The 22,675-nt window shown below is 33.7% G+C and carries 25 protein-coding genes; 2 read left to right on the top strand and 23 right to left on the bottom strand.

The window, feature by feature from the left end; genetic code table 11:
- Positions 1-9: 9 nt before the first annotated feature.
- The 18 genes from ACZ446_RS01645 to ACZ446_RS01560 form a co-directional block, all read right to left on the bottom strand.
- On the bottom strand, positions 10-312 hold the full coding sequence (locus ACZ446_RS01645) for an OadG family protein (protein WP_464393436.1): 303 nt from the start codon (positions 310-312) through the stop codon (positions 10-12).
- A 105-nt stretch (positions 313-417) separates the two neighbouring features.
- Positions 418-1,968: an acyl-CoA carboxylase subunit beta gene (locus tag ACZ446_RS01640; protein WP_464393435.1), complete on the bottom strand. Its 1,551-nt coding sequence runs from the start codon at positions 1,966-1,968 to the stop codon at positions 418-420.
- On the bottom strand, positions 1,968-2,387 hold the full coding sequence (mce, locus tag ACZ446_RS01635) for a methylmalonyl-CoA epimerase (protein ID WP_464393434.1): 420 nt from the start codon (positions 2,385-2,387) through the stop codon (positions 1,968-1,970). The genes ACZ446_RS01640 and mce overlap by 1 nt, the downstream gene beginning before the upstream one ends.
- A 61-nt stretch (positions 2,388-2,448) precedes the next feature.
- Positions 2,449-3,456 (bottom strand): methylmalonyl Co-A mutase-associated GTPase MeaB, encoded by a 1,008-nt coding sequence (meaB, locus tag ACZ446_RS01630; RefSeq protein ID WP_464393433.1) that lies wholly within the window; start codon positions 3,454-3,456, stop codon positions 2,449-2,451.
- A gap of 40 nt (positions 3,457-3,496) precedes the next feature.
- The gene (locus ACZ446_RS01625) at positions 3,497-3,886 is read right to left on the bottom strand and encodes a cobalamin B12-binding domain-containing protein (protein ID WP_464393432.1); all 390 of its coding nucleotides are present in this window, start codon (positions 3,884-3,886) and stop codon (positions 3,497-3,499) included.
- Positions 3,887-3,943: 57 nt separating this feature from the next.
- Positions 3,944-4,729 carry a formate dehydrogenase accessory sulfurtransferase FdhD gene (gene fdhD, locus ACZ446_RS01620; protein WP_464393431.1) on the bottom strand — a complete coding sequence of 262 codons (786 nt, stop codon included), beginning with the start codon at positions 4,727-4,729 and terminating at the stop codon, positions 3,944-3,946.
- A gap of 182 nt (positions 4,730-4,911) precedes the next feature.
- Entirely contained in the window at positions 4,912-6,651 is a 1,740-nt protein-coding gene (locus ACZ446_RS01615) for a methyl-accepting chemotaxis protein (RefSeq protein ID WP_464393430.1), read from the bottom strand.
- Between the two features lie 145 nt (positions 6,652-6,796).
- Positions 6,797-7,756 carry a D-2-hydroxyacid dehydrogenase gene (locus tag ACZ446_RS01610; RefSeq protein WP_464393429.1) on the bottom strand — a complete coding sequence of 320 codons (960 nt, stop codon included), beginning with the start codon at positions 7,754-7,756 and terminating at the stop codon, positions 6,797-6,799.
- A 33-nt stretch (positions 7,757-7,789) separates the two neighbouring features.
- Positions 7,790-8,341, bottom strand: a complete 552-nt coding sequence (locus ACZ446_RS01605) for an AAA family ATPase (RefSeq protein ID WP_464393428.1) — start codon at positions 8,339-8,341, stop codon at positions 7,790-7,792.
- Positions 8,342-8,503: 162 nt separating this feature from the next.
- Positions 8,504-8,827 (bottom strand): YbjQ family protein, encoded by a 324-nt coding sequence (locus ACZ446_RS01600; protein ID WP_464393427.1) that lies wholly within the window; start codon positions 8,825-8,827, stop codon positions 8,504-8,506.
- A complete protein-coding gene (locus tag ACZ446_RS01595; RefSeq protein ID WP_464393426.1) occupies positions 8,799-9,026 on the bottom strand; it encodes a hypothetical protein in 228 nt (75 codons plus the stop codon). Before ACZ446_RS01595 ends, ACZ446_RS01600 begins: the two co-directional genes overlap by 29 nt.
- Before the next feature lie 27 nt (positions 9,027-9,053).
- Positions 9,054-9,281 carry a DUF3796 domain-containing protein gene (locus ACZ446_RS01590; RefSeq protein ID WP_464393425.1) on the bottom strand — a complete coding sequence of 76 codons (228 nt, stop codon included), beginning with the start codon at positions 9,279-9,281 and terminating at the stop codon, positions 9,054-9,056.
- A gap of 94 nt (positions 9,282-9,375) precedes the next feature.
- The gene (locus ACZ446_RS01585) at positions 9,376-10,134 is read right to left on the bottom strand and encodes a class I SAM-dependent methyltransferase (RefSeq protein WP_464393424.1); all 759 of its coding nucleotides are present in this window, start codon (positions 10,132-10,134) and stop codon (positions 9,376-9,378) included.
- A 162-nt stretch (positions 10,135-10,296) separates the two neighbouring features.
- A complete protein-coding gene (locus ACZ446_RS01580) occupies positions 10,297-10,467 on the bottom strand; it encodes a hypothetical protein (protein WP_464393423.1) in 171 nt (56 codons plus the stop codon).
- A 136-nt stretch (positions 10,468-10,603) separates the two neighbouring features.
- Entirely contained in the window at positions 10,604-11,461 is an 858-nt protein-coding gene (locus ACZ446_RS01575; RefSeq protein ID WP_464393422.1) for a DegV family protein, read from the bottom strand.
- A 44-nt stretch (positions 11,462-11,505) separates the two neighbouring features.
- Complete coding sequence (locus ACZ446_RS01570) at positions 11,506-12,687, bottom strand: coenzyme F420-0:L-glutamate ligase (protein WP_464393421.1); 1,182 nt, start codon at positions 12,685-12,687, stop codon at positions 11,506-11,508.
- Between the two features lie 236 nt (positions 12,688-12,923).
- Positions 12,924-13,220, bottom strand: a complete 297-nt coding sequence (locus tag ACZ446_RS01565; RefSeq protein WP_464393420.1) for an SHOCT domain-containing protein — start codon at positions 13,218-13,220, stop codon at positions 12,924-12,926.
- A gap of 82 nt (positions 13,221-13,302) precedes the next feature.
- Positions 13,303-17,115 carry a phosphoribosylformylglycinamidine synthase gene (locus ACZ446_RS01560; protein ID WP_464393419.1) on the bottom strand — a complete coding sequence of 1,271 codons (3,813 nt, stop codon included), beginning with the start codon at positions 17,113-17,115 and terminating at the stop codon, positions 13,303-13,305.
- Positions 17,116-17,338: 223 nt separating this feature from the next.
- Between ACZ446_RS01560 and ACZ446_RS01555 the strand changes: the two genes are divergently transcribed.
- Positions 17,339-18,220, top strand: a complete 882-nt coding sequence (locus tag ACZ446_RS01555; protein WP_464393418.1) for a LysR family transcriptional regulator — start codon at positions 17,339-17,341, stop codon at positions 18,218-18,220.
- 44 nt (positions 18,221-18,264) lie between these two features.
- Here ACZ446_RS01555 and ACZ446_RS01550 read toward each other — a convergent pair whose 3' ends face one another.
- From ACZ446_RS01550 to ACZ446_RS01540, 3 genes are all read right to left on the bottom strand, one after another.
- Positions 18,265-18,594 (bottom strand): hypothetical protein, encoded by a 330-nt coding sequence (locus tag ACZ446_RS01550; protein WP_464393417.1) that lies wholly within the window; start codon positions 18,592-18,594, stop codon positions 18,265-18,267.
- A 76-nt stretch (positions 18,595-18,670) separates the two neighbouring features.
- Positions 18,671-19,837, bottom strand: coding sequence for a phosphopentomutase (locus tag ACZ446_RS01545; protein WP_464393416.1), 1,167 nt, complete (start codon positions 19,835-19,837; stop codon positions 18,671-18,673).
- 79 nt (positions 19,838-19,916) lie between these two features.
- Entirely contained in the window at positions 19,917-20,849 is a 933-nt protein-coding gene (locus ACZ446_RS01540) for a ParB/RepB/Spo0J family partition protein (RefSeq protein WP_464393415.1), read from the bottom strand.
- Between the two features lie 159 nt (positions 20,850-21,008).
- On the opposite strand from ACZ446_RS01540, the gene murB reads away from it, so the two are divergent.
- Positions 21,009-21,935: a UDP-N-acetylmuramate dehydrogenase gene (murB, locus tag ACZ446_RS01535; protein WP_464393414.1), complete on the top strand. Its 927-nt coding sequence runs from the start codon at positions 21,009-21,011 to the stop codon at positions 21,933-21,935.
- Here murB and ACZ446_RS01530 read toward each other — a convergent pair.
- Together ACZ446_RS01530 and ACZ446_RS01525 are read right to left on the bottom strand one after the other, a co-directional pair.
- Positions 21,932-22,180, bottom strand: a complete 249-nt coding sequence (locus ACZ446_RS01530; protein WP_464393413.1) for a GIY-YIG nuclease family protein — start codon at positions 22,178-22,180, stop codon at positions 21,932-21,934. The genes murB and ACZ446_RS01530 overlap by 4 nt on opposite strands.
- On the bottom strand, positions 22,167-22,655 hold the full coding sequence (locus ACZ446_RS01525) for a ferritin family protein (RefSeq protein ID WP_464393412.1): 489 nt from the start codon (positions 22,653-22,655) through the stop codon (positions 22,167-22,169). The genes ACZ446_RS01530 and ACZ446_RS01525 overlap by 14 nt, the downstream gene beginning before the upstream one ends.
- Positions 22,656-22,675: the final 20 nt, after the last annotated feature.

The raw sequence follows: 22,675 nt of genomic DNA, 5'->3' as shown, positions 1-22,675 counted from the left end.
ATTCAGCTCCTATCTTTTCCAGTTTCGATTACTTTTTTGAATGGATATTACTCGATATTTTTTTTGATCACTTAAGCTCTCATAAATTGCTGCTGTCACTGCAGCCAGCTTCTGAGGAGATATTCCCTTTACTGCAGCTTTTTCAGCTTCTTTTTTCTGTACTGAATGTTTTTTAGTCGTCTTTCTAGCTTTATTTTCCGGTCCAAAGAGTTTTCCGCTAAAATGGAGGAAAACTGAGAGTAGATAAAGGGAAAGAAAAACTGTTCCCATTCCAATTATTAATAACTCCAGACCAAGAACATAATTATTCATACTTTCACCTACTTATTTCTATTTTATGTTTAAAAACCTCATCGTATTGTTTCAATTAAGCATAATAATACTGATATAAATTAAATGCATTTTTGAGAGCTTATATTAAAGCGGAATATTTCCATGCTTTTTATCCTGTCCATCTTCACGCTTATTGCTCAGCATCTCTAAACCATTGATTAGCTTAGCTCTGGTCTCTTCCATCTTAATAACATCGTTAACCATTCCCCGCTTAGCTGCAATGTATGGATTAGCAAAATTATCTTTGTAGTCATCTATCTTTTGCTGGCGCATCTGTTCCGGGTCGTCTGCTGCTTTTATCTCCTTACGGTGAATTATATTGGCAGCTCCTTCTGGTCCCATAACCGCTATTTCTGCTATTGGCCAGGCATAAACTAGATCTGCTCTGACAGAGCGACTTCCCATAGCAATATATGCTCCGCCATAAGCTTTGCGCATAATCAAAGTTATCTTAGGCACAGTAGCTTCTGAATAAGCATATAAAACCTTAGCACCATGACGAATTACTCCACCATATTCCTGTTCTGTACCCGGCATATAACCCGGCACATCAACTAATGAAACAATAGGAATATTAAAACTGTCTAAAAACCGAATAAAACGTGCAATCTTAGTTGAAGCATCAATATTTAAGCAACCTGCTAGATACTGAGGCTGATTGGCTACTATTCCCACACTGCGTCCATTTAATCTGGCAAATCCTACAACTGCATTCTGAGCAAAATATGGCTGAACTTCCATAAAACTATCTTCATCTGCCAGAACATCAATTACATCTCTAACATCATAAGCCTTCTGTGGATTTTCTTTAACAATTTTTTTCAATTCTTCAGTACTTCGACCAGGGTTATCCTGAACCTCTAGTCTTTCTGCTTCTTCCTTATAATTATCAGGTATGTAAGAAAGTAGTCTCCTGATATTATCTAAAGCAGCTTCTTCACTTTCTTCCATAAAATGGGCAACCCCACTTATCTGATTATGGGTTTTAGCTCCCCCCAATTCTTCAGCTGAAACCTCTTCTCCTGTAACAGATTTAATTACATTGGGACCGGTAATAAACATCTTTGATGTCTGGTCAACCATAAAAATAAAATCTGTGATTGCTGGCGAATAAACTGCTCCACCAGCACAGGGGCCTAAGATTGCTGTAATCTGGGGTACCACACCAGAAGCCTTTGTATTACGATAAAAGATCTCCCCATAACCATTAAGTGAGTCTATACCCTCATTAATTCTGGCTCCACCAGAATCATTAAGGCCGATTACAGGTGCACCATTTTTAACAGCTAGATCCATTACCTCCGAGATCTTATTGGCATGTGCTTCACCAACTGAACCTCCCATGACTGTAAAATCCTGAGCATAAACATAAACTAAACGACCTTCTATTGTACCATAACCAACTACAACTCCTTCACCTGGCACTTCCTTTTCATCCATTCCCAAAGAAGTACTTCGGTTTTCAACAAACATATTTAGTTCATTGAATGTTCCATCATCCAGCAAATATTCAATTCTCTCTCTAGCGGTTTTTTTATTCTTTTTATGCTGTTTTTCAATTCGTGCCTGGCCGCCACCCTGACGAATCGTCTCTTTTTTATTTTCTAATGAGTGTTCCCTATCTTCTACTGACATTATTTTTCCTCCTTAGCAAGTGGTTCACATAATTCTAATAAGACTCCATTTGTTGTTTTGGGATGGACAAAAATTATCTTCATATCATCTGCTCCCTCTGAAGGCTTATCTCCAATCATTTTCGCTCCCTGAGCCTGCATTAATCTGACCTTATCCTCAATACTGTCGACTAAAACTGCAAAGTGATGAATCCCTTCTCCATTCTTCTTAATAAATTTGGCAATTGTACTATTTTCATTTAACGGCTCTAGCAGCTCAATTTTACTTTTTCCAACTTTTAAAAAAGCAATTTTAACTTCCTGTGACTCAATTATTTCCTGTTTAAGAAATTCTAAGCCCAGAATATTTTGATAAAATTTGAGTGATTCTTTTAAGTCTTTTACTGCAATACCAATATGTTCTATTTGTTTGGGATTCACATTGACCTCCTTTATTTAATCGACACAATTAAGGATAGCAAAAAACTGACCACAAGTCAACTTAGATTGTTAAATTATTATCAACAAATTCTTTAATTAATTGATATGGCGAGGATTCTCCTCTTAAAATTGCAGTTAAACATTTATCAAATTCATCTTCCTGCTCAAATTTAAAGGTTACTTTTTCCAAAATTTCTGACTGCAGTAAATTTAGTAAATGTTTTTTTAACTGAAGTTTTTTATTTCTCTCTAAAATATTATTTGACTTTAAATAATTATAATGATCTTCTAACTCTTCAATTAAGTTTTTTATCCCCTGGTTATTTAAAACCGATGTTTTTATCAGTGTTTTCTGCCAGCTACTTTTGGATTCAATTTTCTTTTTATCTTTTGTTTCAATTAAAGAAAAATTTGATTTAATTAGCACTTCCATTTTAGCTGCCTGCGGTAAATCAGCTTTATTAAGTATAAAAATATCTCCAACTTCCATTAATTCTGATTTAAAAATTTGAATTTCGTCTCCAGCTTCAGGCACAGAAACAACTAAAGTAGTGTCAGCTAAACTTACTATATCAATTTCTGTCTGTCCTACACCAACTGTCTCAATCACAATTTTTTGATAACCAGCTGCTGCTAAAATTACTGCTGTATCATAAACAGCAGAATTAACTCCCCCCATCTTTCCCCGACTGGCCATACTGCGGATAAATATACGCTGTTCATTAAGAATGGATTTCATTCTAATTCTATCACCTAAAAAAGCTCCTCCACTCTTTTTGCTTGTAGGATCAACCGCAATAACTGCAATTTTAGCATCTGATTTTTTTAACCATTCTTTAAGCATCAAATTAAGTAAAGAACTTTTTCCAGAACCAGCTGGGCCTGTAATTCCAATAATATATGGTTTATTAAAATTTTGATAAAGATTCTCCATAATTTCTCTGCTTAAAGGAGACTTATCTTCTAAAAGCGAGATAGCTCGAGCTATTTCTTTTTCTCTGCCCGCTTTAACTGCAGCGATAAACTCACTCTGAGTCTGCCGAAACAGCTGTTCTGTTTGCTTGGACAAGCTGTTTCCTCCTCTCTTTTTTTAACCTAACTTCAATTTTTCATCTTATTTCTCTCAAATAATTTAATATTTCTTTAATTGAACTCCCACTGCCAAATATTTTAGTAACACCTAATTTTTTTAAATAATTATAATCATCTTTAGGAATTATTCCTCCTACAATAACTGGAATATTTTTAATATCTTCAGCCTCCAGATTTTCGAAAAATTTTTTAACAAGTGTTTTGTGAGCACCTGATAAAATACTAATTCCAATCAAATCTACATCTTCCTGTAGAGCAGTTCTTACAGCTTCTTCTGGTGTATTACGAAGACCTGTATATATAACCTCCATTCCAGCTTCCTTTAAAGCACGTGCTACAACTTTTGCTCCCCTGTCATGACCATCAAGACCCAATTTAGCAATCAGAACTCTCTTTTTTTCTGACATATGCCAACCCCTTTCGACTTCTTGTCTTAACTTAAAGATAAATATTTATATTTATCTTTAAGTTAGTACTATTCTTTCTTCTCCACTGTAAATATTAAAGCGCTGACCTCTACAAAATCCAATTAAAGTGATATCCCGATCTCTGGCAATTTTAACTGCAGCATTTGTTGGTGCTGATCTGGATACTAAAAATGGTATTCCCTGTTTAAGTACTTTTATAATCATTTCTGAAGAAATTCTTCCGCTGGTAAGTATAATTTTATCTTTTAGATCAATGTTCTCTATTAGTGCTCTACCAATTATTTTATCCAGGGTGTTATGACGTCCGATGTCTTCTACTTGATAGATTATTTTAGTAGCATTTGATAAAGCAGAAGTATGTGTACCGCCAGTTTTTTGAAAATAATTAGTGTTCTGCTGCAGCTCTAACATTAGATTTGTAAATATTTCAGCTGGATATAGCAGACTGCTTTTAATTTTCTGAGCTTCAGCACAATCTTTGAGGTTAATGAAAGTTTTACCACCTCCACAACCAGAAGTTAATGTCCTTTTTTTATAATTATTAGGATTAAACTCTGAATTTATTTCGATTAAAGCTACGGTCTTATCATACTTAAAGTCAATATTTTTAATATCCTGCCACTTTTCTATAATCCCCTCACTTGCAAGAAAGCCGGTTATAAGCTCTTCTAAATTTTCCTTTAAAATCATCAAAGTTAAAAATTGATATTCATTTATAAAAAGTGTCAGAGGACTCTCATTTATTACAACATCTTCAACTTCAATAAATTTGTTTATTTTAAATTTTCTGATATTTGTTTTTGTTATAACCTTATCTTCCATTTTTATTCCCCTCTAAAATTTATTGTCAATAATCTTTAAAGCTTTTAAAAGCTCTTTAATTCAAGAACTTTATATTTTTATACTTCGCTAACAATTACTATTAACCTTTATTTTTTTAATAAAATTTTGGAAATTAAAAATGCCCGAAAAGCACTCTTCAGGCTCCGGGCATCTTGATTTTTTTAACTGTGATATTTTGAAGTGATTCTTGTCAATTCTTGTGCCATTTCAGCCAGATCTTCTGCTGCGTTTACAATATCAATAGTTGAATTACTCTGTTCATCTGAAGCAGCTGCTACCTCCTCTGCAATTGAAGCAGATTCTCTACTTATTTCAGAAATATCTTCTACAGCTTTGCTAACGTCTTTACTATTATTTTTCATATCTTGAGAATTATCAGCAATTTCATTTATTAAATTACTCAAGCGTAAAACAACACTTTCAATTTCAGCAAAGTTTTTTTCTGCTTCTTCAACTGCTCTACTGCTTGCCCTAACTCCCTGATCAGATTCTGTTATCATTTCTGTAGTATCGCTAACTTTGGTCTGAATCTCTTTAATCAAAGTGTTAATCTCACCAGTTGCCTTAGAAGATTCTTCAGCAAGTTCTCTTATCTCTTCAGCTACAACACTAAAGCCCCGGCCAGCTTCTCCAGCTCTTGCAGCCTCAATTGCTGCATTTAAAGCCAGCAGATTTGTCTGTTCTGCAATTCCATTAATAATTTCAATAATTTTGCCTATTTCTCCAGATAATTTATCTAATTCTGATACACTTTTCAAAACTTTTTGTTGATTATCAACTACAACTTCTATCTCATCTACTGTAGTTTTCACAGCTTTACTTCCTTTATCAATTTCTTTCCCTGCTTCGGCAGCTTCAGTTTTAATTACTCCTGCTTTTTCAGTAATTGAATCAATTTTTTGATCAAGCTCAACTATATTTTTTTCTGTTTGAGACAGCTTGTCATTTTGTTCAACTATTCCTTTAGCTAAATTATTAATTGAACGGCTGACCTCTTCTGCTGAAGCCGACATTTCCTGACTGCTGGCTGAAAGTTCTTCGCTTGATGCTGCAAGATTTTCGGCAATGTCTGACTCTTTTTTAATCGATTCTAAAAGATTATTTTTCATTTGTTTTAAAGCTGCCGCAATCGAGCCAATTTCATCACCACGATTGCTGTAATTGTTTAGAGCTTCTTTATTATTATCTCTCAGATCAAAATCTGCCAGCCTATCTATAATTTCTGTTAATAAGCTAATCGGATTTGCCAAATAATTAGCAATCAAATAAGTTAGAAAAAGAGAAATTAATAAAATTATTAGTCCAATTACTAAAAATTGATTTCTTAACTCTAAATATGAACTTCTGATATTATCAATATATACACCAGTACCAAGAATCCAATCCCATGGTCCAAATCCCATAACATAAGAGAGCTTAGGTTCAATACGATTTTCCTGATCATAATACTGCCACTGATATTCTACGAAACCAGCCTCATTTTTTTTGACAACCTCAACCATTTCTCTAAATAAATATTTCCCATCCGGATCCTGAATTGAACCAATATCTTCACCTTCTAAAGACTTAGAGTAAGGGTGCATTATCATTACTGGCTGCTGGTCATTAATCCAGAAATAATCTTGATCATTCTGGCCAAAGGTCATTTTTTCGACAGCCGAAGCAGCTTTTTTCTGAGCTTCTTCCCTGCTTATTTCACCATCTGTTTCCATTTGATGATAATACTCTATGACTCCAAGTGCTGAATTTACCATTTCCCTAACCTGAGTTTCCTTTTCCAAATATAGTGTCTCATTTAAATTATTTAAAGAATAAAAACCCAGAGTAACCACTGTCAAAATCACCAATATTACTATAAATAATATCATTTTCTTTTTGATTCCAAAGTTAAACTTCTGCACTAAATACTAACCTCCTCGAAAAAAATAAATATAATTATTCTGATAAAAATAATCATATTTTCTATTAAATATACTTCTTTACTCAGATTGATTTTCCTGCTTTAAAAAGAAAAAAACTGCAAGAAGCAGTTTTAATCTATAAAACCTAATATTTTAATTTAAAATCAACTATATTTTTAAGCTGTTGACTATTGATATAGCTCTCTAAGTTTTCTTTAAAAATTTCAAAACGCCTCTGGTCATTTGTTGGAGAAAAGCCAGATGTGTGAGGTGTTAAAATCACATTATCAAGATCCCATAGTTTACTGTTTTCCGGCAGAGGTTCTGGATCTGTCACATCAAGACCTGCTCCGGCTATCCAATCCTCTTCTAAAGCTTTAATTAAATCATTCTGATTAATTAATGAACCCCGGCCTATATTAATAATAAAAGCTGATTTTTTCATAATTTCAAATTCATCTCTACCAATTATCCTTTCAGTCTCTGGAGTCCCAGGAAGAGTTAGAATCACATAATCAGATTTTCGAAGAAGTTTATCTAAATCCCGATTTAAATATATTTGATCAACATATTCAGGCAGCTCAATCATAGATCTTTTTAAGACTAGGACTTCAGCTCCCCAGGACTTTGCCCTTTTAGCAATTGTGCTGCCAATATCTCCAAAACCTAAAATCCCCACTGTAGAATTGAAAAAATCTTTTATTTTATTTTTGCGCTGCCACTTTTTTTCTTTTTTATTATAGGCATAATCAATCAAATTACGATTATACGCCATAATCATTGCAAATACATGTTCTGCTATTGGTTTACCATAGACACCACTAGAATTTGTCAGCAGAATATCCTGATTTTGATAAATTTCTTTATTTGCATAACGATCTACACCAGCACTAGGCAGATGCAGCCACTTTAAATTTTCTGCTTGCTTTACTAAATCTGTTTTGGGCCAACCAAAAACTATTTCAGCCTCTTTTAGTAGCGGGAGATAATCCTCACTGGAATCAATTATCTTTACTTCTAATTTTGAGTCCAGACTGATTATTTCCTCTTCTGCTCCTGCTGGTAGGTCAAAAATTTTATTTTTGATTACTAATATTTTGCTCAAATTAACTCTCCCTCCTTGATTCTATTAAAATAATTAATTTTCTAGCTCTACAATTTTTTCTTCTACTATTGAAACGATTTCTTTTACTGTCTGTTCACCCTCAATTCTTAAGATCGGACAACTTAACTGCTGCATCCACTCTTCATGAGTTCTTTTATTTCTGAATTCTGTTTGGTCATAATCATATCTGGCTGCTGAATCTAAAAACTTCTGGTGGCGTTCAAACATTTTTCCTCCTGGAAGGACAGCACTTCCAAAACGTTTCTGTTCTCGGCTCTTTAGTCTTCTTATTCTAACATCAATTGGAGTCCAAAGATAAATTACCAGATCAAATTTCTCCATAAAAATATCTCCCCAACCACAAAAAGAACCGCTAATTATCCAGCGGGGTTCGTTTTTAAGGTCTTCCTTTAGCAGCCTCCTACGTTCTTCAATTGAACGCAGGTGCTGATAAGGTGGATCAGTCTGTTTCCAAAAATAGTTGTCTGCATCAAAATGAGCAAAATTATATTTTGTACTCAGTTCTTCAGCAATTGTCGTAGTACCGGAACCAGATGGCCCCAATATATGTATATGATTTATCATTTCTCTGCTCCTTATTAAATATATTAATCCTTTAAATAGTTATTCGATAAATTTAATTCATTCCCTGCTTATAAAACAAAAAGTGAGCAGATATCTGCCCACTTTTATTAAACATGTAAAAAAATAATAATTTCTTCATAATTTACTTTCTAATTCGAAAAATTACTTTAACTTCACAGCAGTACCATAAGCTAAAATTTCAGCTGCTCCTCCCATTACCTGAGAAGTAGTGAAACGAACATTAACTACTGCATCAGCATTTAAACTTTCAGCTTCTGTAATCATTCTTTTTAAGGCTTCTTCCCGAGCTTCACTGATCATCTGCGTATATTCTTTTACTTCTCCGCCAATTATATTTCTCAAAACAGCCATTATATCACTGCCAATATGTCTGGCTCTTATTGTATTTCCTCTTACCAGACCAAGCTGTTTAGCTATTTCTCTACCTGCAACACTTTCAGTATTCACGATGATCAAATCTTTCATTTTTCTTATCCTCCCGTCTTTCTTTGATTAAGGCAATTAAAATTATAAGCAGAGCAACAATTAGTCCAATGAGCGCTAACCTAATTAGGATTGGCAGACTAGAGTTATTTATAATTTCTATCATTAAATAATAGCCCCCTGTTCCTAGAAGCAGTGCTAAACTAATAAATAAAATTATGATTCCTATTTTTTTAAGCATCTTAATCCCCTCAATTTTTAATGAATTTCAGACTGTAATTACACCTGTTAAAGCGAGTAAATATAGAATAATTCCCAATAAGCCAAGTAATCCTAAATATTTTAGCTTAGAATACTTATATTGAAAAGCTGAAAAAAAACTAAAAAATGAAAAATACAATAAATAAACTGGTTGTTCAAGACTAAAAGCCTGAAAACCCATCAATCCTAAAAAACCAAGAAACCCGAGCCGCCAATCATATTTGTTCTTTTTCATGATTTCTCCTCCATAGTAATAAAAAAATTTAAAGAGACTTATCCTAGGAAAATTATCCAAATTAAGGTAACCAGATACCCAAAGATAATATATTTTACTTATTTTTTTGAGCTGTAACTATTAGAGGTATTGAACTCAATCCTCGATACTTGTCACCAGCTGGACTTCCATAAATCTTTTCGAGTTTAAAACTTGCTGCTTTTAAATCAGCTTTCAGCTCACCTTTGCAAAGTGGATAAAGTCTTATTTCATTTTCTGATAAAATTTTATCATCAAAATGATCAATCAATTTAGTTTTAAAATATATTATATTTTTTGTTTCATCATATTCATAATTGCGCTCAAAGCGAACAGAGTCATCTTTACTGTAAATTGTTGGTAAACCATCTAAATCCAGCTCCAATATTCGATTATAATTAACTATCTGAATAAAGATTTTACCATTTTCTTTTATTAAATCTGCTGCTATCGCTAAAAATTCTTTAATCTCTTCCTTTTTTAAGTGAACCAGCACATTCCCAATAATGTAAATCCCATCAAAACTATCTTCTTTAAATTTTTCCTTTAAATTTAGCATTCCAAGTCTGTAAAAGTCAACTTCAACTCTGGCTTTTTTCATTTTGGATTCTGCTATAGAAATCATTTCTGCATCAAGATCAATTGCTTGAACCTGATAACCCTTTTTGGCTAATGCTATGGCATAACTACCGGTACCACAGCCAACGTCAAGCAGCCTTACTTCTTTTCTCTCTTCTTTTAATTTTTTAAATGTATTGTCTATAAGTTCAAGTTTTTTTGAATTGAGTGGAAAAATTTTATCATAGTTTTTACTAAACTCAGAATAAAATTCCATTTTGATCATCTCCAATGACATTTATAATTAAATTACTTATTATTTGAATTAGCTGTAACTAAAAAAAATCCTGCTTTAAACTAAAAAAACCTCTTTCAGCTGCAAACCAAAAGAGGATTTAAAATAATTTGATTTTAAATTTATAATTTTTATCAAAACTTACTACTGATTTCTCCAACATAACCACCATTCAGAACACTCCATTTCTCCCTTTTTAATTTTCTCTCTTCTTTTTTCGATGTGTGATTTATTATTTTCTGGATCTTTAATTAACTTATAATCAAAAGCCTGATTTTCGGACCAATTAAGCTTAAATTTTTTATTTTTATCCATTTTTATCACCTCTTATTTTTATTAATAAAATTATAATAAAGTTGAGCGCTTTTGTCAAGTATAAATCAAAAAAAGAACAGCCTTAAATGGCTGTTCTTACTAATCTTTTGTTATTAATCATTTTTAATTAAAATTATTATTTATCAATCTCTGTTAAAACAACTCCAATTAATCCCGGGCCAGTATGCACAACCATAACAGGACTAATCTCACTAAAATAAGTCTCTTTAATCTGAGCAAGCTTTTCAAATTTCTCTAAAAGCCCCTGCGCTTCCTCTTCGGCTGCCGCATTCATTACGTCAACAACATATTCTTTCCCGTCCTGAAGTTTACTTTTTATAATAGAATACATCTTTTTAAGAGATCTTTTACGCCCTCTGACCTTATCAAAAGTGAAATATTCTCCTTCATCATCAATAGCAATTATCGGTTTTATATTTAAAAATTCAGCAATAGTTCCTGATACTTTACCAATTCTACCACCTTTTTTGAGATATTTTAGAGTTTCAACTACAAAAAAGACTTCAATCTTATCTTTTTTGCTTTCCACTTTTTCAATAATTTCCGCAAAGGATAATTCAGCTGCACTAACTAAGGAATTAGCATAAAGAACAAGTCTGCCCAGACCTTTAGATAGCATTTTTGAATCAACTACTTCCACTTCTATTCCTTCAATTTGACCTGCAACCATCATACAGTTGCTGTATGTTGCAGAGAGTCCGCTAGAAATATGAATAGAAATGATGTGAGTATAACCTTCTTCCTTTAATTCATTATAAACATCCATAATTTCCTGGGGAGAAGGCATAGAAGTTGTTGGAATTTCTCTTTCAAAACTTTCATAAACCTCTGACGGAGTTATATCTACCCGATCATGATACTGTGCATCACTGTAAATAACCTTAAGCGGAATTGATTTAATCCCATACTTTTCCAAATCTTCTTTAGTTAAATCAGATGTGCTGTCAGTTACAACTGCAATTTTTTCTTTCATTATATTTTCTCCTTCTATCTTTGACTTAAATTAAAAGCAAAAAATTATTCATCTGCCAGACTATCAAAATAACCCTGAATTAAAATAATTGGAGTTCCTTTATCTCCACTACCACTAACCAGATCACATAAACTTCCCAGTAAATCAGTTAGTCTTCTGGGAGTTGTTCCCTGTGATTTAATATTGGCTGTTAGATCTGAATCTTTTTCTTTGATTTCAGCTTTCATTGCCTGGAGCAGCTCTTCTCCTTTTAAATCTTTAAGCTCATTATCAGCCAGATACTTTAGCTTCACCTCATTTGGAGTTCCTTCAAGACCTTTAGTATAAGCTGGCGATACAACTGGATCAGCAAGCTCCCAGATTTTTGCAGCCGGATCTTTAAAAGCTCCATCTCCATAAATCATAACTTCAACTTCTTTACCGCTGAATTCTCTAATTTTATTCTGTACAGCTTCTACAAACTGCTCCCCATCCTTTGGAAAAAGTTTTAATTTTTTATCTGAAGCTTTATTTGAACCCAGGAGACCAAATTCAGGATTATAACCACTACCCTGATCCTGGTTGCAGATTTCATCAAGGCCAATTACCTTTTTGACACCATTTTCTCTTAAAATTTCTTTTGTCCGCTCACGCGTGTGGATATCAGCAGCTATGACCTGATCTGTATAATCTAAAATACTTTCCGGCTGATTAGCTGCAATAATTTCTATCTCTGTTTCAGCAGCAATTTCTTTATATAAGTCAACATAATTAACACCAGTAAATGGATGTTTGAAATCTCCAAATTTTTCATAATACTCGTCTTCTTCAATTACATGCTGATAACTGTCAATTTTCAAATCATAAAGTTTACGGGCATCTAAGAGAGGGTTACCGACCTCATCATTGGGATAACTTAACTGCAGATAAATTTTCTTTCCACTTTTAGCAATTCCTTTTAAAATCATAGAAAATCGATTTCGGCTTAAAATTGGAAACACAATCCCGATTGAATCTCCCTCAAATTTTTCTTTAATCTCAGCTGCAATATCATCAACATCAATGTAATTACCCTGGGCTCTGGCCACTAAAGATTCTGTAATCCCCAAAACATCCCTGTCACGAAGTTCAATTCCCTCTCCCTTTATAGACTGTTTTAGTGAATCAACAACAATATCTACCAGTTGATCCCCTTCCTTAACAATTGGGGCTCTAAGACCTCTCACTTCTGTACCAACCGTTCTCATTAATTTTCACCTCAAAAAATTTAAAAGTTTTTTTACAACAAAACTCATTATAGCAGAGACTTCATCAATTAAGCAAATTTATCCTATATCATAATTTAACTTTATTATACTATTTTTAGTTATTAATGTACAATTATTGTCTTTGAAGAATTTTAAATAAATTAGCTTTTACAAATAAAAAAAGATGGCTTCAATTCTACCTTAAGAATCAAAACCATCTTTGAAAATGTGTTATATTATTTTCTTAAATTCTCAATAATCTCCTCAAATTCTTCTTTAGAGATTTCACCCTTTGCATAACGCTGTCTTGCTGTTTCTTCTGCATTATCTCTATAACTGCTTATTTGTTGTTCATTATAATTTTCTCTTCCATTATTTGCCCTATAATTCTTATTCTCATTACTTTTTTGAACAATAAAATATATAACTGCTGCCAGAATAACAAACCAAAAAATCATCATAAAACCTCCGCCTCCCCAAAAGCTATTAAATCCCATATGACCGAATCTTCCCATATGACCAAGTCTAAACATAGTATCACTGCTCCTTATTTAATCTTGAGTATCTCTCTTTAATTATATCATAAAGGAGAAATGTGAAGGAAATATGAATTTTTTATTTTCTAAAATAATCTACTCCTGCCTTAAATAACTTTTGATTTTTTTCTCCTATAATATTTTTAGCTACATTTTTCCCAATTCTTTCAGAATGACCCATTTTACCAAAGACTCTGCCATCAGGACTGCAGATTCCTTCTACAGCTGCAATCGATCCATTTGGATTATAAGGCATCTCCATAGTTGGCTTCCCTGCTAAATCTACATACTGAGTTACAATCTGTCCCCTATGCTGCATTTTTCTGATCATTTCTGGCTCCGCAACAAAACGACCTTCTCCATGTGAAACTGGGATTGAATGTATATCTCCAACCTCTACATTAGCAAGCCAGGGTGATTTATTAGAAGTAATTTTAGTATTTACCATCTGAGAAACATGGCGGCCAATCGTATTATAAGTTAAAGTTGGTGAATTATCTGTTAGATCTCTTATTTCACCATAAGGTAAAAGACCAAGTTTTACTAAAGCCTGAAAACCATTACAGATTCCAAGCATTAAGCCATCCCTATTATTTAAAAGCTTCATTACTGCTTCCTTGATTTCAGGGTTTCTAAATACTGCTGCAATAAATTTCCCTGATCCATCTGGCTCATCACCAGCACTAAAACCTCCCGGCAGCATTACAATCTGTGATTCATTAATTAAAGCGGCCATTTTTTCAATTGAGTTTTCAATTTGTTTTGGCTCTAAGTTTTTAAAAATAAAGGTCTCAACCTCTGCTCCAGCTTCTCTAAACTGACGAGCTGAATCATATTCGCAATTTGTGCCTGGGAAAACAGGTATTAAAACCTTAGGCTTAGCTATCTTAATTTTTGACTTAAGTTTCTTCTCACTCTGATAGGGGTCAAAGTTTAATAACTCTGATTCCAATTCAGGCTCAATCAATGCAGCAATCTCATCTTCTGCTGCTTCTGTTTTATATATTTTTTCAAGAGGCTCTGACCAGCTTTTGATAGCTTCTTCTATAGTGATTTCAACCCTTTTAACTTTTATTATTTTTTCAGCAGTAGTTTGTCCAAGATATTTATAATCTAAACCTTTAAATAATTCTTCGGGCTTATAACCTGCCTGAACTTCTAAAATCAAGGCACCATACTCTGGAGAAAAAAGAAGTTCTTCACTTAAATCAGCAGTAATCTCCACTCCAATCTTGTTACCAAAACTCATTTTAGAAATAGATTCTGCTAATCCGCCAATAGTAATTGCCGAAGCAGCTTTGATTTTTCCGTTTGAAATCAATTTTTCTACTTGAGAATAATTTTCTTTAAGTTTTTCTATATTTGGTAGTTCTGCTTCATCTCTTTCCACAGGCAGATAAATCAACTTGCTGCCAACTTCTTTAAACTCAGGTGAAATTACATTAGTAACATTAACTGTATCCACAGCAAAAGAAACTAAAGTTGGTGGAACATCTATCTCTTTGAATGTTCCGGACATGCTGTCCTTGCCGCCAATAGCAGGCAGACCGAAAGCTTTCTGAGCCCTATAGGCTCCCAGCAGAGCACTAAATGGTTTACCCCAGCGCTCTGGATTCTGACGCAGACGCTCAAAATATTCTTGAAAAGTAAATCTAATTTTAGAATAGTCTCCACCTGCTGCAGCAATTTTAGCAGTTGATTCTATTACTGCATAAAGTGCCCCATGAAAAGGACTCCAGGTGCTTAATTTGGAATCATACCCATAACTCATAATTGTTCCTGTACTTGTTTCTCCTTTGATTAAAGGGATTTTTGCTGTCATTGCCTGAGTTGGAGTCAGCTGATACTTACCACCAAAAGGCATTGTTACACTACCAGCTCCGATTGAGCTGTCAAATTTTTCGATTAGTCCCTTTTGACTTGCAACATTGATATCAGCTAAATTGTTAAGCCACTTTTCTTTAAGTGTTCCTGCCTCCAGACGCTCAGCTGCAGCATTTTTAAAATAGTTATGCTCTTCTTTAGGTTTCTTAACTTTAACCTCTGTCTTCTGAGCTGCCCCATTTGTATCCAGAAAAGTTCGACTCAGATTAACAATGTCATCACCATTCCAGTTCATAATTAGGCGGTGGTGATCTTTAACCTCTGCTACTACTGTTGCCTCCAGATTCTCCTCTGCAGCCAGCTCTATGAATTTATCTACATCAGCTGACTCAATGACAACTGCCATTCTTTCCTGTGACTCTGAAATTGCAAGCTCTGTACCATCTAAACCCTCATACTTTTTTGGTACAGCATCTAAATTTATTTCCAAAGCAGCTGCAAGCTCCCCAATAGCCACCGAAACTCCACCGGCACCAAAGTCATTACAAACTTTAATCTTTTTGCTGACTTCTGGATTCCTAAATAACCGCTGAATCTTTCTTTCTGTTGGTGGATTACCCTTCTGTACCTCAGCACTGCTCTCTTCGATTGAATCTTCCGTGTGCACCTTGGAAGAACCAGTTGCTCCTCCACATCCGTCACGGCCTGTTTTACCGCCCAATAATACTACAATATCTCCAGGTAGAGCTTCACCTCTGACCACATTTTCTTTAGGCGCGGCTGCAATTACAGCCCCTATTTCCATGTGTTTGGCTAGGTAGCGCTCATTATAGATTTCATTAACCAATCCTGTTGCCAGACCAATCTGATTTCCATAAGAACTGTAGCCGTCAGAAGCCTCCTGCACAATTTTTTTCTGGGGTAATTTACCTTCCATGGTTTCTTCAATTGGAGTTCTAGGGTCACCAGCTCCAGTTACCCGCATCGCCTGGTAAACATAGGAACGACCGGATAATGGATCTCTAATAGCGCCCCCAAGACAGGTAGCCGCCCCACCAAAAGGCTCAATCTCAGTTGGATGGTTGTGCGTTTCATTTTTAAACATAACAAGCCAGTCTTCAGTTTTTCCGTCTACATCAACAGCAACTTCAATACTAGCAGCATTAACCTCATTTGAAATCTCTAAATCTTCTAACTTACCAGCTGCTCTTAATTCTTTCATGCCCAGCAAAGCAATATCCATCAGGCAGATATCTTTTTCCTCTCCCTGATAAATTTTTTGGCGCCCATTTAAATACTCCTGATATGCTTTTTTTATTCCCACAGTAAACTTACTCTCTTCTATTTCTACTTTTTCAATTTTGGTTAAAAAAGTTGTGTGCCGGCAGTGATCGGACCAATAAGTATCAAGCACTCTAATTTCGGTAATTGTTGGGTTCCTCTTTTCTTCATCTCTAAAATATTTCTGAGTATGCTTTAAATCAGCCATGGTCATGGCCAGACCAAGTTCACAAAGTATCTCTTTTAAACCCCTGTCATCTGCTGCAATAAAACCTTCTATCCTCTCAACTTTTTCTGGCAGCTTATGTTTCATCTCGAGTATTTCTGGCTTTTCCAGTGCTGCCTCCCTCGAATCAACAGGATTAATATAGTAATCTTTTATTTTGTCTACCTCATTTTTTTCTAAATTCCCTTTTAAAATAAATACCTGGGCCACCCGAACAGTAGGCTTCTCATCGTTATTTAAAATCTGAATACATTGTTCTGCTGAGTCAGCCCGCTGATCATATTGTCCAGGAAGATATTCAACTGCAAAAATTTCTTCCTCTGCTCCAATCTCAATTTTTTCCTGATAAATTAAATCTACTGGAAGCTCTGCCAATATTGTCTCACAAGCCTCATGGTATGCTGACTCCGAAATATTAGTAATATCATAGCGATTTAACAGCCTTAAAGATTTTAAATGCTTTAAATCCAGACTCTCTCTAAAATCATGCAGCATCTCTTCTGCCTGAACATCAAAACCTTCCTTTTTCTCAACAAAAACCCGTCTAATCTTATCTGCCATCTTAAGCGCCCCTTTTTTAAAATTTTTATAAGCAAAAATTGATAGTTCAATTTATTTAAATTAAGAAATGTAGTTTGTCCTAAATATCATTATTAGAGTGAGATTATAATTTTATTAGAATTAACTTTATCAGAACAAGAATCTCTTGCAATTTAATTATAGAATGATACACTTAAGTAGTAAAATTAATAATACTAATATTTTTAATAAGGAGAAATAATAAATGGCTTTAAACTACGAATTATACAAAGTTTTTTATCAAGTTGCAGTACATTTGAGTTTTTCTGAAGCAGCTGAAAATCTTTTCATCTCCCAGTCTGCAGTCAGTCAAAATATTAAAAATTTAGAAAAAGAGCTTAAGACTGAACTTTTTATACGCAGCACCCGCAATGTCAAATTAACTGAAGCAGGAAAAGTATTATTTGACCACATTGAACCAGCATTTAATTTAATTGAAAATGGTGAAAAAAGTATCAAAGAAATCAATGATTTAGAAAAAGGGGAAATCCATATCGGAGCCAATGACACAATCTCCAAAGATTTTCTGCTGCCATATTTAAATCGCTTTCATCAACTTTATCCAGATATTCAAATTAAAATTACAAATAGAACTTCCAGCACCTGTGTTGAGCTGCTGCAGCAAAATAAAGTAGATTTAATTATCAGCAATCTTCCTAATCCTAAAATCAGAGAACAGATGGAATATTATGAAGTTTACAGCTTCAATGATATCTTTATCGCAGGTAAAGAATTTAAGGAATTAAAAAACAAGGTTGTTACATTAAACGAATTAAAGGAATATCCTTTATTGATGCTGGAAGCTAAAACTACAACCCGTCAGTTTTTTGAAAAAAGTCTAACTGAAGCAGGTGTTAAAATTGAAGCCGCTGTTGAACTAGGCAGCGTAGATCTATTAATTGAAATGACTAAAATTGGTTTGGGGATTTCTTTAGTTCCTGAATATTCTCTTAATCTGAAAAAACAGGATCTTTTTGAGGTTAAAATAAAAGAACAACTGCCAGCAAGAAAACTGGCAGTTGTTAAAATGAAAAATATTCCTTTGTCAAAGGCTGCTGAAAAATTTCTAAAAATAATTAATAGCTAAAATCAAAGAACTTTTTAAACTATTTTAAAATTCTAATTAGATTATTACTTTAGATCTTCATAAAATTGACCAGCTAATTCAAATTTAGAACCCCGATATTTAAGGAGATTAACTCCCTTACTGCAAGCTTTTTTTACTGCAACATGTTCAAAGTCTCGATCTTCAACTAGAATAACTGCTGAAATGTCAGCCAGTAAAGCAACTCCAACTGCTACTAAATCATCTAAAGTAGTCAGCCAGATATTACCACCTTCTGCCATTTTCATTACATCATGAGGGTTATCACCAAAATAAGCACCTTCTATTTCGACATCTAAATTATTTCCAGCGACTATTTCTAGTTTATATTTTTCAGCAAATTCTCTTACTGTCATTTCGTCCCTCCTTTATTTTAATATTTAATAAAAGTCTTCTAATTAATATATTCTAGATTTCTAAAATATTTCCTTTTTAAAAAGTCATGCTTTTACCTGCTGTTTCAATATTTAAATCAAAAATTTCAGCAATTGAAGCTGCTATATCACTAAAACTATCTCTTATTCCAAGGTCTAAATTTTTTGCAGCACTTTTCCCATAGACTAAAACTGGTACATATTCTCGGGTATGATCTGTTCCCTGATGAGTTGGATCACAGCCATGATCAGCAGTTATAATTAACAGATCATCATCTCTCATAGCTGCTTTAATTTCAGGGATTCTCTGATCAAATTCCTTCAGAGCAGCCGCGTAACCCTCTACATTTCTACGATGTCCGTAGTTTTGATCAAAATCAACTAAATTAGAAAAAATCAATCCTCTTTCAGTCTGGTCCATATATTCTAAAGTTTTAGCAACACCATCCATATTATTGGAAGTGGTGACAGCATCAGTAATTCCACTGTGGTTAAAAATATATGTTATTTTTCCGACAGCATTAACTTCTAAACCATTATCTTTAAGATGATTTAAAATTGTTGGCTGAGGTGGAGCAAGAGAAAAGTCTTTTCTGGCTGCAGTTCTTTCAAAATTACCTGGTTCTCCCACAAAAGGACGGGCAATAACTCTGGCTACAGCATGCTCTCCCTGCAAAATCCTCCTTGCTTTTTTACAGTATTCATAAAGTTCTTCCACTGGAATAATTTCTTCATGGGCTGCAATCTGAAAAACACTGTCAGCAGAAGTGTAAACAATTGGCTTTCCTGATTCTATATGTTCTTCTCCCAGCTCTTCAATAATCACAGTTCCAGAGGCCGGTCTATTGGCCAGAGTTTCTCTCCCAATCGCTTCTTCAAACTTCTCCATGATTTCAGCTGGAAAACCTTCTGGATAAGTGGGAAAAGGTTTCTTGGAAATTAAACCCGCAATTTCCCAATGGCCTGTAGTTGTATCTTTACCTTTAGACTTTTCAGCAGCCTTAGCATAAGCTCCTTCGGCTTTTATTTCAGAATTGATTCCCTTAATATTTTCTATTTTTCCAAGACCCATTTTTTCTAAATTTGGAAGATCTAAACCACCAACTGCAGCTGCTGTGTTTTGCAAGGTGGCAGCACCCTGATCACCATATTCAGCTACATCAGGCAGTTCTCCAATACCAACACTATCCATAACCATCAAAATAATTCTGTTAATATTTTTCAAAGTAACACCCCTAAGTTATATTAATTGTAAAAAGATTGTAGTTAGACGTCAGACTTATTTAAACATAAAAATTTTTATACTATTTATTTTTGCTTTTTAGCTCTTTCATTAATGATTTTAGATCTTTGTCTTTTAAATCCGGGATTAAAATCCCCATGATTTGATATAAATATAAAAATTCATCAAGAAGATCACTTCTATCTTCTTCCGGTATATTGCCTTCTTCTTCCATAAATTCTTCTATATTATCGTTTATATTAGAAAAAGAACGAAATAACTTACGAACTGGATTTCTATTCTGATTTTTAGTACCATCATCCCAATAATCTTTCATTTTTAATCTTTCTCTTTTCAACAAGACAGCAGAAACTGCCTCTTCCATTGGGATATGAAGATATTTATAAAATAAATCTATTACAGCCTGAGATTCTTTTCTGCTTAAATTATATTTTATTACAGCATCCAAAAGTTGATTAGCTTTATTTGGGTCACCTGTTTTAGAAGCTAAAGCATGAGCCAAACTTAGATGAGATAAAGTAATAGGAGAATCATCTTTTAAAACTTCCTGCTGATATTTTTCCTTCATTTCTAAAATATTTAGCCAGAGAGTCAGTGTAGTTCTGGCAACCCCTAGTTTTTCAGCAGCATCTTTCTTGCTTAAATTATTAGCTTCAATAAATTTATTGATAGAAATAGCTCTCTCTAAAGGATTTAAATCCTGCCGCTGCAGATTTTCAATTAACTGGATTTGTCTGAATTTTTCTGGAGAAATATCATCTTCAAAAATCACAGCTGCAATTTTATCTTTTCTGTCCTTTTTTACAGCCCTCAGCCTTCTTTCTCCAGCTATTAGTAAATAATGATCCTCTTTCTTCTGGACTACAATTGGCTGCAGTTGACCTACTTCAGCGATGGATTTTGCCAGACTAGTTATTCTTTCTTCAGAAAAATCCTGCCGCACCTGTTCTGGACGACTTTTTATATCATTTAATGCTATTTCCTTATACTTCATTTTATCCCCCAATTTCTCCCTGCAGATTTGAAATATAAATTTATACTAACTAAAATTGATTTTTATTTAATTTTAACATATCATATTAATAGATTGAATATAAATTTAGCTAAAAATAAGATTTATAATCTCAAACTAAATCTATAAGGAGCATCTATAATGAAAAAATATCTTGATATAACTAGTTTAACAAATAAACTGGAAAAAATAAACTACTTAACAGTAGAAAAAGATAAAAGTTTAGCAGAATTTGCAAGTTTTAAGGTTGGAGGTCCAGCTGATTTATTTTTAGTACCAGAAAAAATTGAAGCCTTACAAGAAGTAATGCCTTTAATTATTGAATCAGAAATTCCTTATTTTATTTTAGGCAGGGGTAGTAATTTAATCATTTCTGATAAGGGCTATCGAGGGATTATTATTTATACAGCAGCTTTAAATAATTATCAGATTGATAATAACATAATCACTGCCCAGTCTGGACTTGAGTTAAAAGAGATTGCTGATTTAGCTTATGAAAATTCTTTAAGCGGTTTTGAATTTGCAGCAGGTATCCCCGGTTCTCTAGGAGGGGCTCTTTATATGAACGCTGGTGCCTATGGTGGAGAAATGAAAGATGTGATAGTTAAAGCTCAATTTGTTGATCAAAACGGGAAGCTAATTAATCTAACTAAATCTGAGCTGAACTTAGACTATAGAACAAGTATTTTACAAAAGGAAAATCCTGATTGGGCTGCAGTTAGTGTAACAATAAAACTTCAAAAAGCTGAACAAAAAATTATTAAAGCAAAAATGGATGAATTACATCAAAAACGCTGGAGTAAACAACCTATGGATTTACCAAGTGCAGGAAGCATATTCAAAAGACCACCTGGACACTATACTGGCCCTTTAATTGAAGAAGCAGGACTTAAAGGATATCAAATAGGTGGGGCTCAGGTTTCTAACAAACATGCAGGTTTTATAGTCAATAAAGGCAGTGCGACTGCAGAAGATATAATTAATCTAATTAACAAAATAAAAACAGAAGTCTATAAAATTAGCGGAGTCCAACTTGAAGTCGAACCCCGCTTTTTAGGTAAATTTTAATCAATAAGCTCCTCCTTTTTCTGACGGGGGAGCTGTTTAATTTTATATTCTCTTTTTTGAGCCTGACTTCTGCTAGAAAATGATTCAGAATATCTTAACTTAACCGGGTAGCGCCCTCTTGTATATTTAGCACCAATCCCAGAATTATGCTCTTTCAGCCTGCGTTTAATATTTGTTGTATAACCTGTATAAAGTGTACCATCCTGACATTCTACAACATACACATAATGCTTATTTGCGGCCATATTCTTGAATATATTTACTTAATGCTTTTAAATGTTCTTTTTCCTGCTCAATCAGCTTTTCAACAGCCTCTAAAGCCTTCCCTTCATTTTTCTCACACATTTCTCTGTAAAATAAAATTGAATCTTTTTCGGCCTGAATAGCTAATCTAAGCGCTTTTTTTACATCATTTAAAGCTTCAATAGATTCTTGACTGTCATCTTCAGGGAAAACTGAAAACTCTACTAAATATTTAAAATAAGCACTTACATCTTCTTCATAAAGATAATCTGCTTCTTCACCTTCTGCTTTTAATTCCTCAGTTAAAGCTACAAATTTTTCATAATGATCCTGCTCATCTGCAGCAAGCTGTTTAAATAACTCTCTTAAATCCCGGTTTTCTGTAGCTTCTGCATGTTTTAAATAAAAACTTTTACCCCTTTTTTCTATATCCTTAGCCATTTCCATTACTTCTAATGCATTAAATCTTTCTTTCATTGTAAACCCCTCCAGATTGA

It is taken from the genome of Halanaerobium sehlinense, assembly GCF_055379485.1.
The sequence above is the reverse complement of the archived record's forward strand: the minus strand, read 5'-3'. Positions and strand labels throughout refer to the sequence as shown.

Bases quoted from the DNA above. Each gene is read 5' to 3' on its own strand.
- ACZ446_RS01645 (WP_464393436.1), bottom strand. From the start codon at position 312: ATGAATAATTATGTTCTTGGTCTGGAGTTATTAATAATTGGAATGGGA.
- ACZ446_RS01640 (WP_464393435.1), bottom strand. From the start codon at position 1,968: ATGTCAGTAGAAGATAGGGAACACTCATTAGAAAATAAAAAAGAGACG.
- ACZ446_RS01625 (WP_464393432.1), bottom strand. From the start codon at position 3,886: ATGTCAGAAAAAAAGAGAGTTCTGATTGCTAAATTGGGTCTTGATGGT.
- fdhD (WP_464393431.1), bottom strand. From the start codon at position 4,729: ATGGAAGATAAGGTTATAACAAAAACAAATATCAGAAAATTTAAAATA.
- ACZ446_RS01605 (WP_464393428.1), bottom strand. From the start codon at position 8,341: ATGATAAATCATATACATATATTGGGGCCATCTGGTTCCGGTACTACG.
- ACZ446_RS01600 (WP_464393427.1), bottom strand. From the start codon at position 8,827: ATGAAAGATTTGATCATCGTGAATACTGAAAGTGTTGCAGGTAGAGAA.
- ACZ446_RS01595 (WP_464393426.1), bottom strand. From the start codon at position 9,026: ATGCTTAAAAAAATAGGAATCATAATTTTATTTATTAGTTTAGCACTG.
- ACZ446_RS01590 (WP_464393425.1), bottom strand. From the start codon at position 9,281: ATGAAAAAGAACAAATATGATTGGCGGCTCGGGTTTCTTGGTTTTTTA.
- ACZ446_RS01585 (WP_464393424.1), bottom strand. From the start codon at position 10,134: ATGGAATTTTATTCTGAGTTTAGTAAAAACTATGATAAAATTTTTCCA.
- ACZ446_RS01580 (WP_464393423.1), bottom strand. From the start codon at position 10,467: ATGGATAAAAATAAAAAATTTAAGCTTAATTGGTCCGAAAATCAGGCT.
- ACZ446_RS01575 (WP_464393422.1), bottom strand. From the start codon at position 11,461: ATGAAAGAAAAAATTGCAGTTGTAACTGACAGCACATCTGATTTAACT.
- ACZ446_RS01570 (WP_464393421.1), bottom strand. From the start codon at position 12,687: ATGAGAACGGTTGGTACAGAAGTGAGAGGTCTTAGAGCCCCAATTGTT.
- ACZ446_RS01565 (WP_464393420.1), bottom strand. From the start codon at position 13,220: ATGTTTAGACTTGGTCATATGGGAAGATTCGGTCATATGGGATTTAAT.
- ACZ446_RS01560 (WP_464393419.1), bottom strand. From the start codon at position 17,115: ATGGCAGATAAGATTAGACGGGTTTTTGTTGAGAAAAAGGAAGGTTTT.
- ACZ446_RS01555 (WP_464393418.1), top strand. From the start codon at position 17,339: ATGGCTTTAAACTACGAATTATACAAAGTTTTTTATCAAGTTGCAGTA.
- ACZ446_RS01550 (WP_464393417.1), bottom strand. From the start codon at position 18,594: ATGACAGTAAGAGAATTTGCTGAAAAATATAAACTAGAAATAGTCGCT.
- ACZ446_RS01540 (WP_464393415.1), bottom strand. From the start codon at position 20,849: ATGAAGTATAAGGAAATAGCATTAAATGATATAAAAAGTCGTCCAGAA.
- murB (WP_464393414.1), top strand. From the start codon at position 21,009: ATGAAAAAATATCTTGATATAACTAGTTTAACAAATAAACTGGAAAAA.
- ACZ446_RS01530 (WP_464393413.1), bottom strand. From the start codon at position 22,180: ATGGCCGCAAATAAGCATTATGTGTATGTTGTAGAATGTCAGGATGGT.
- ACZ446_RS01525 (WP_464393412.1), bottom strand. From the start codon at position 22,655: ATGAAAGAAAGATTTAATGCATTAGAAGTAATGGAAATGGCTAAGGAT.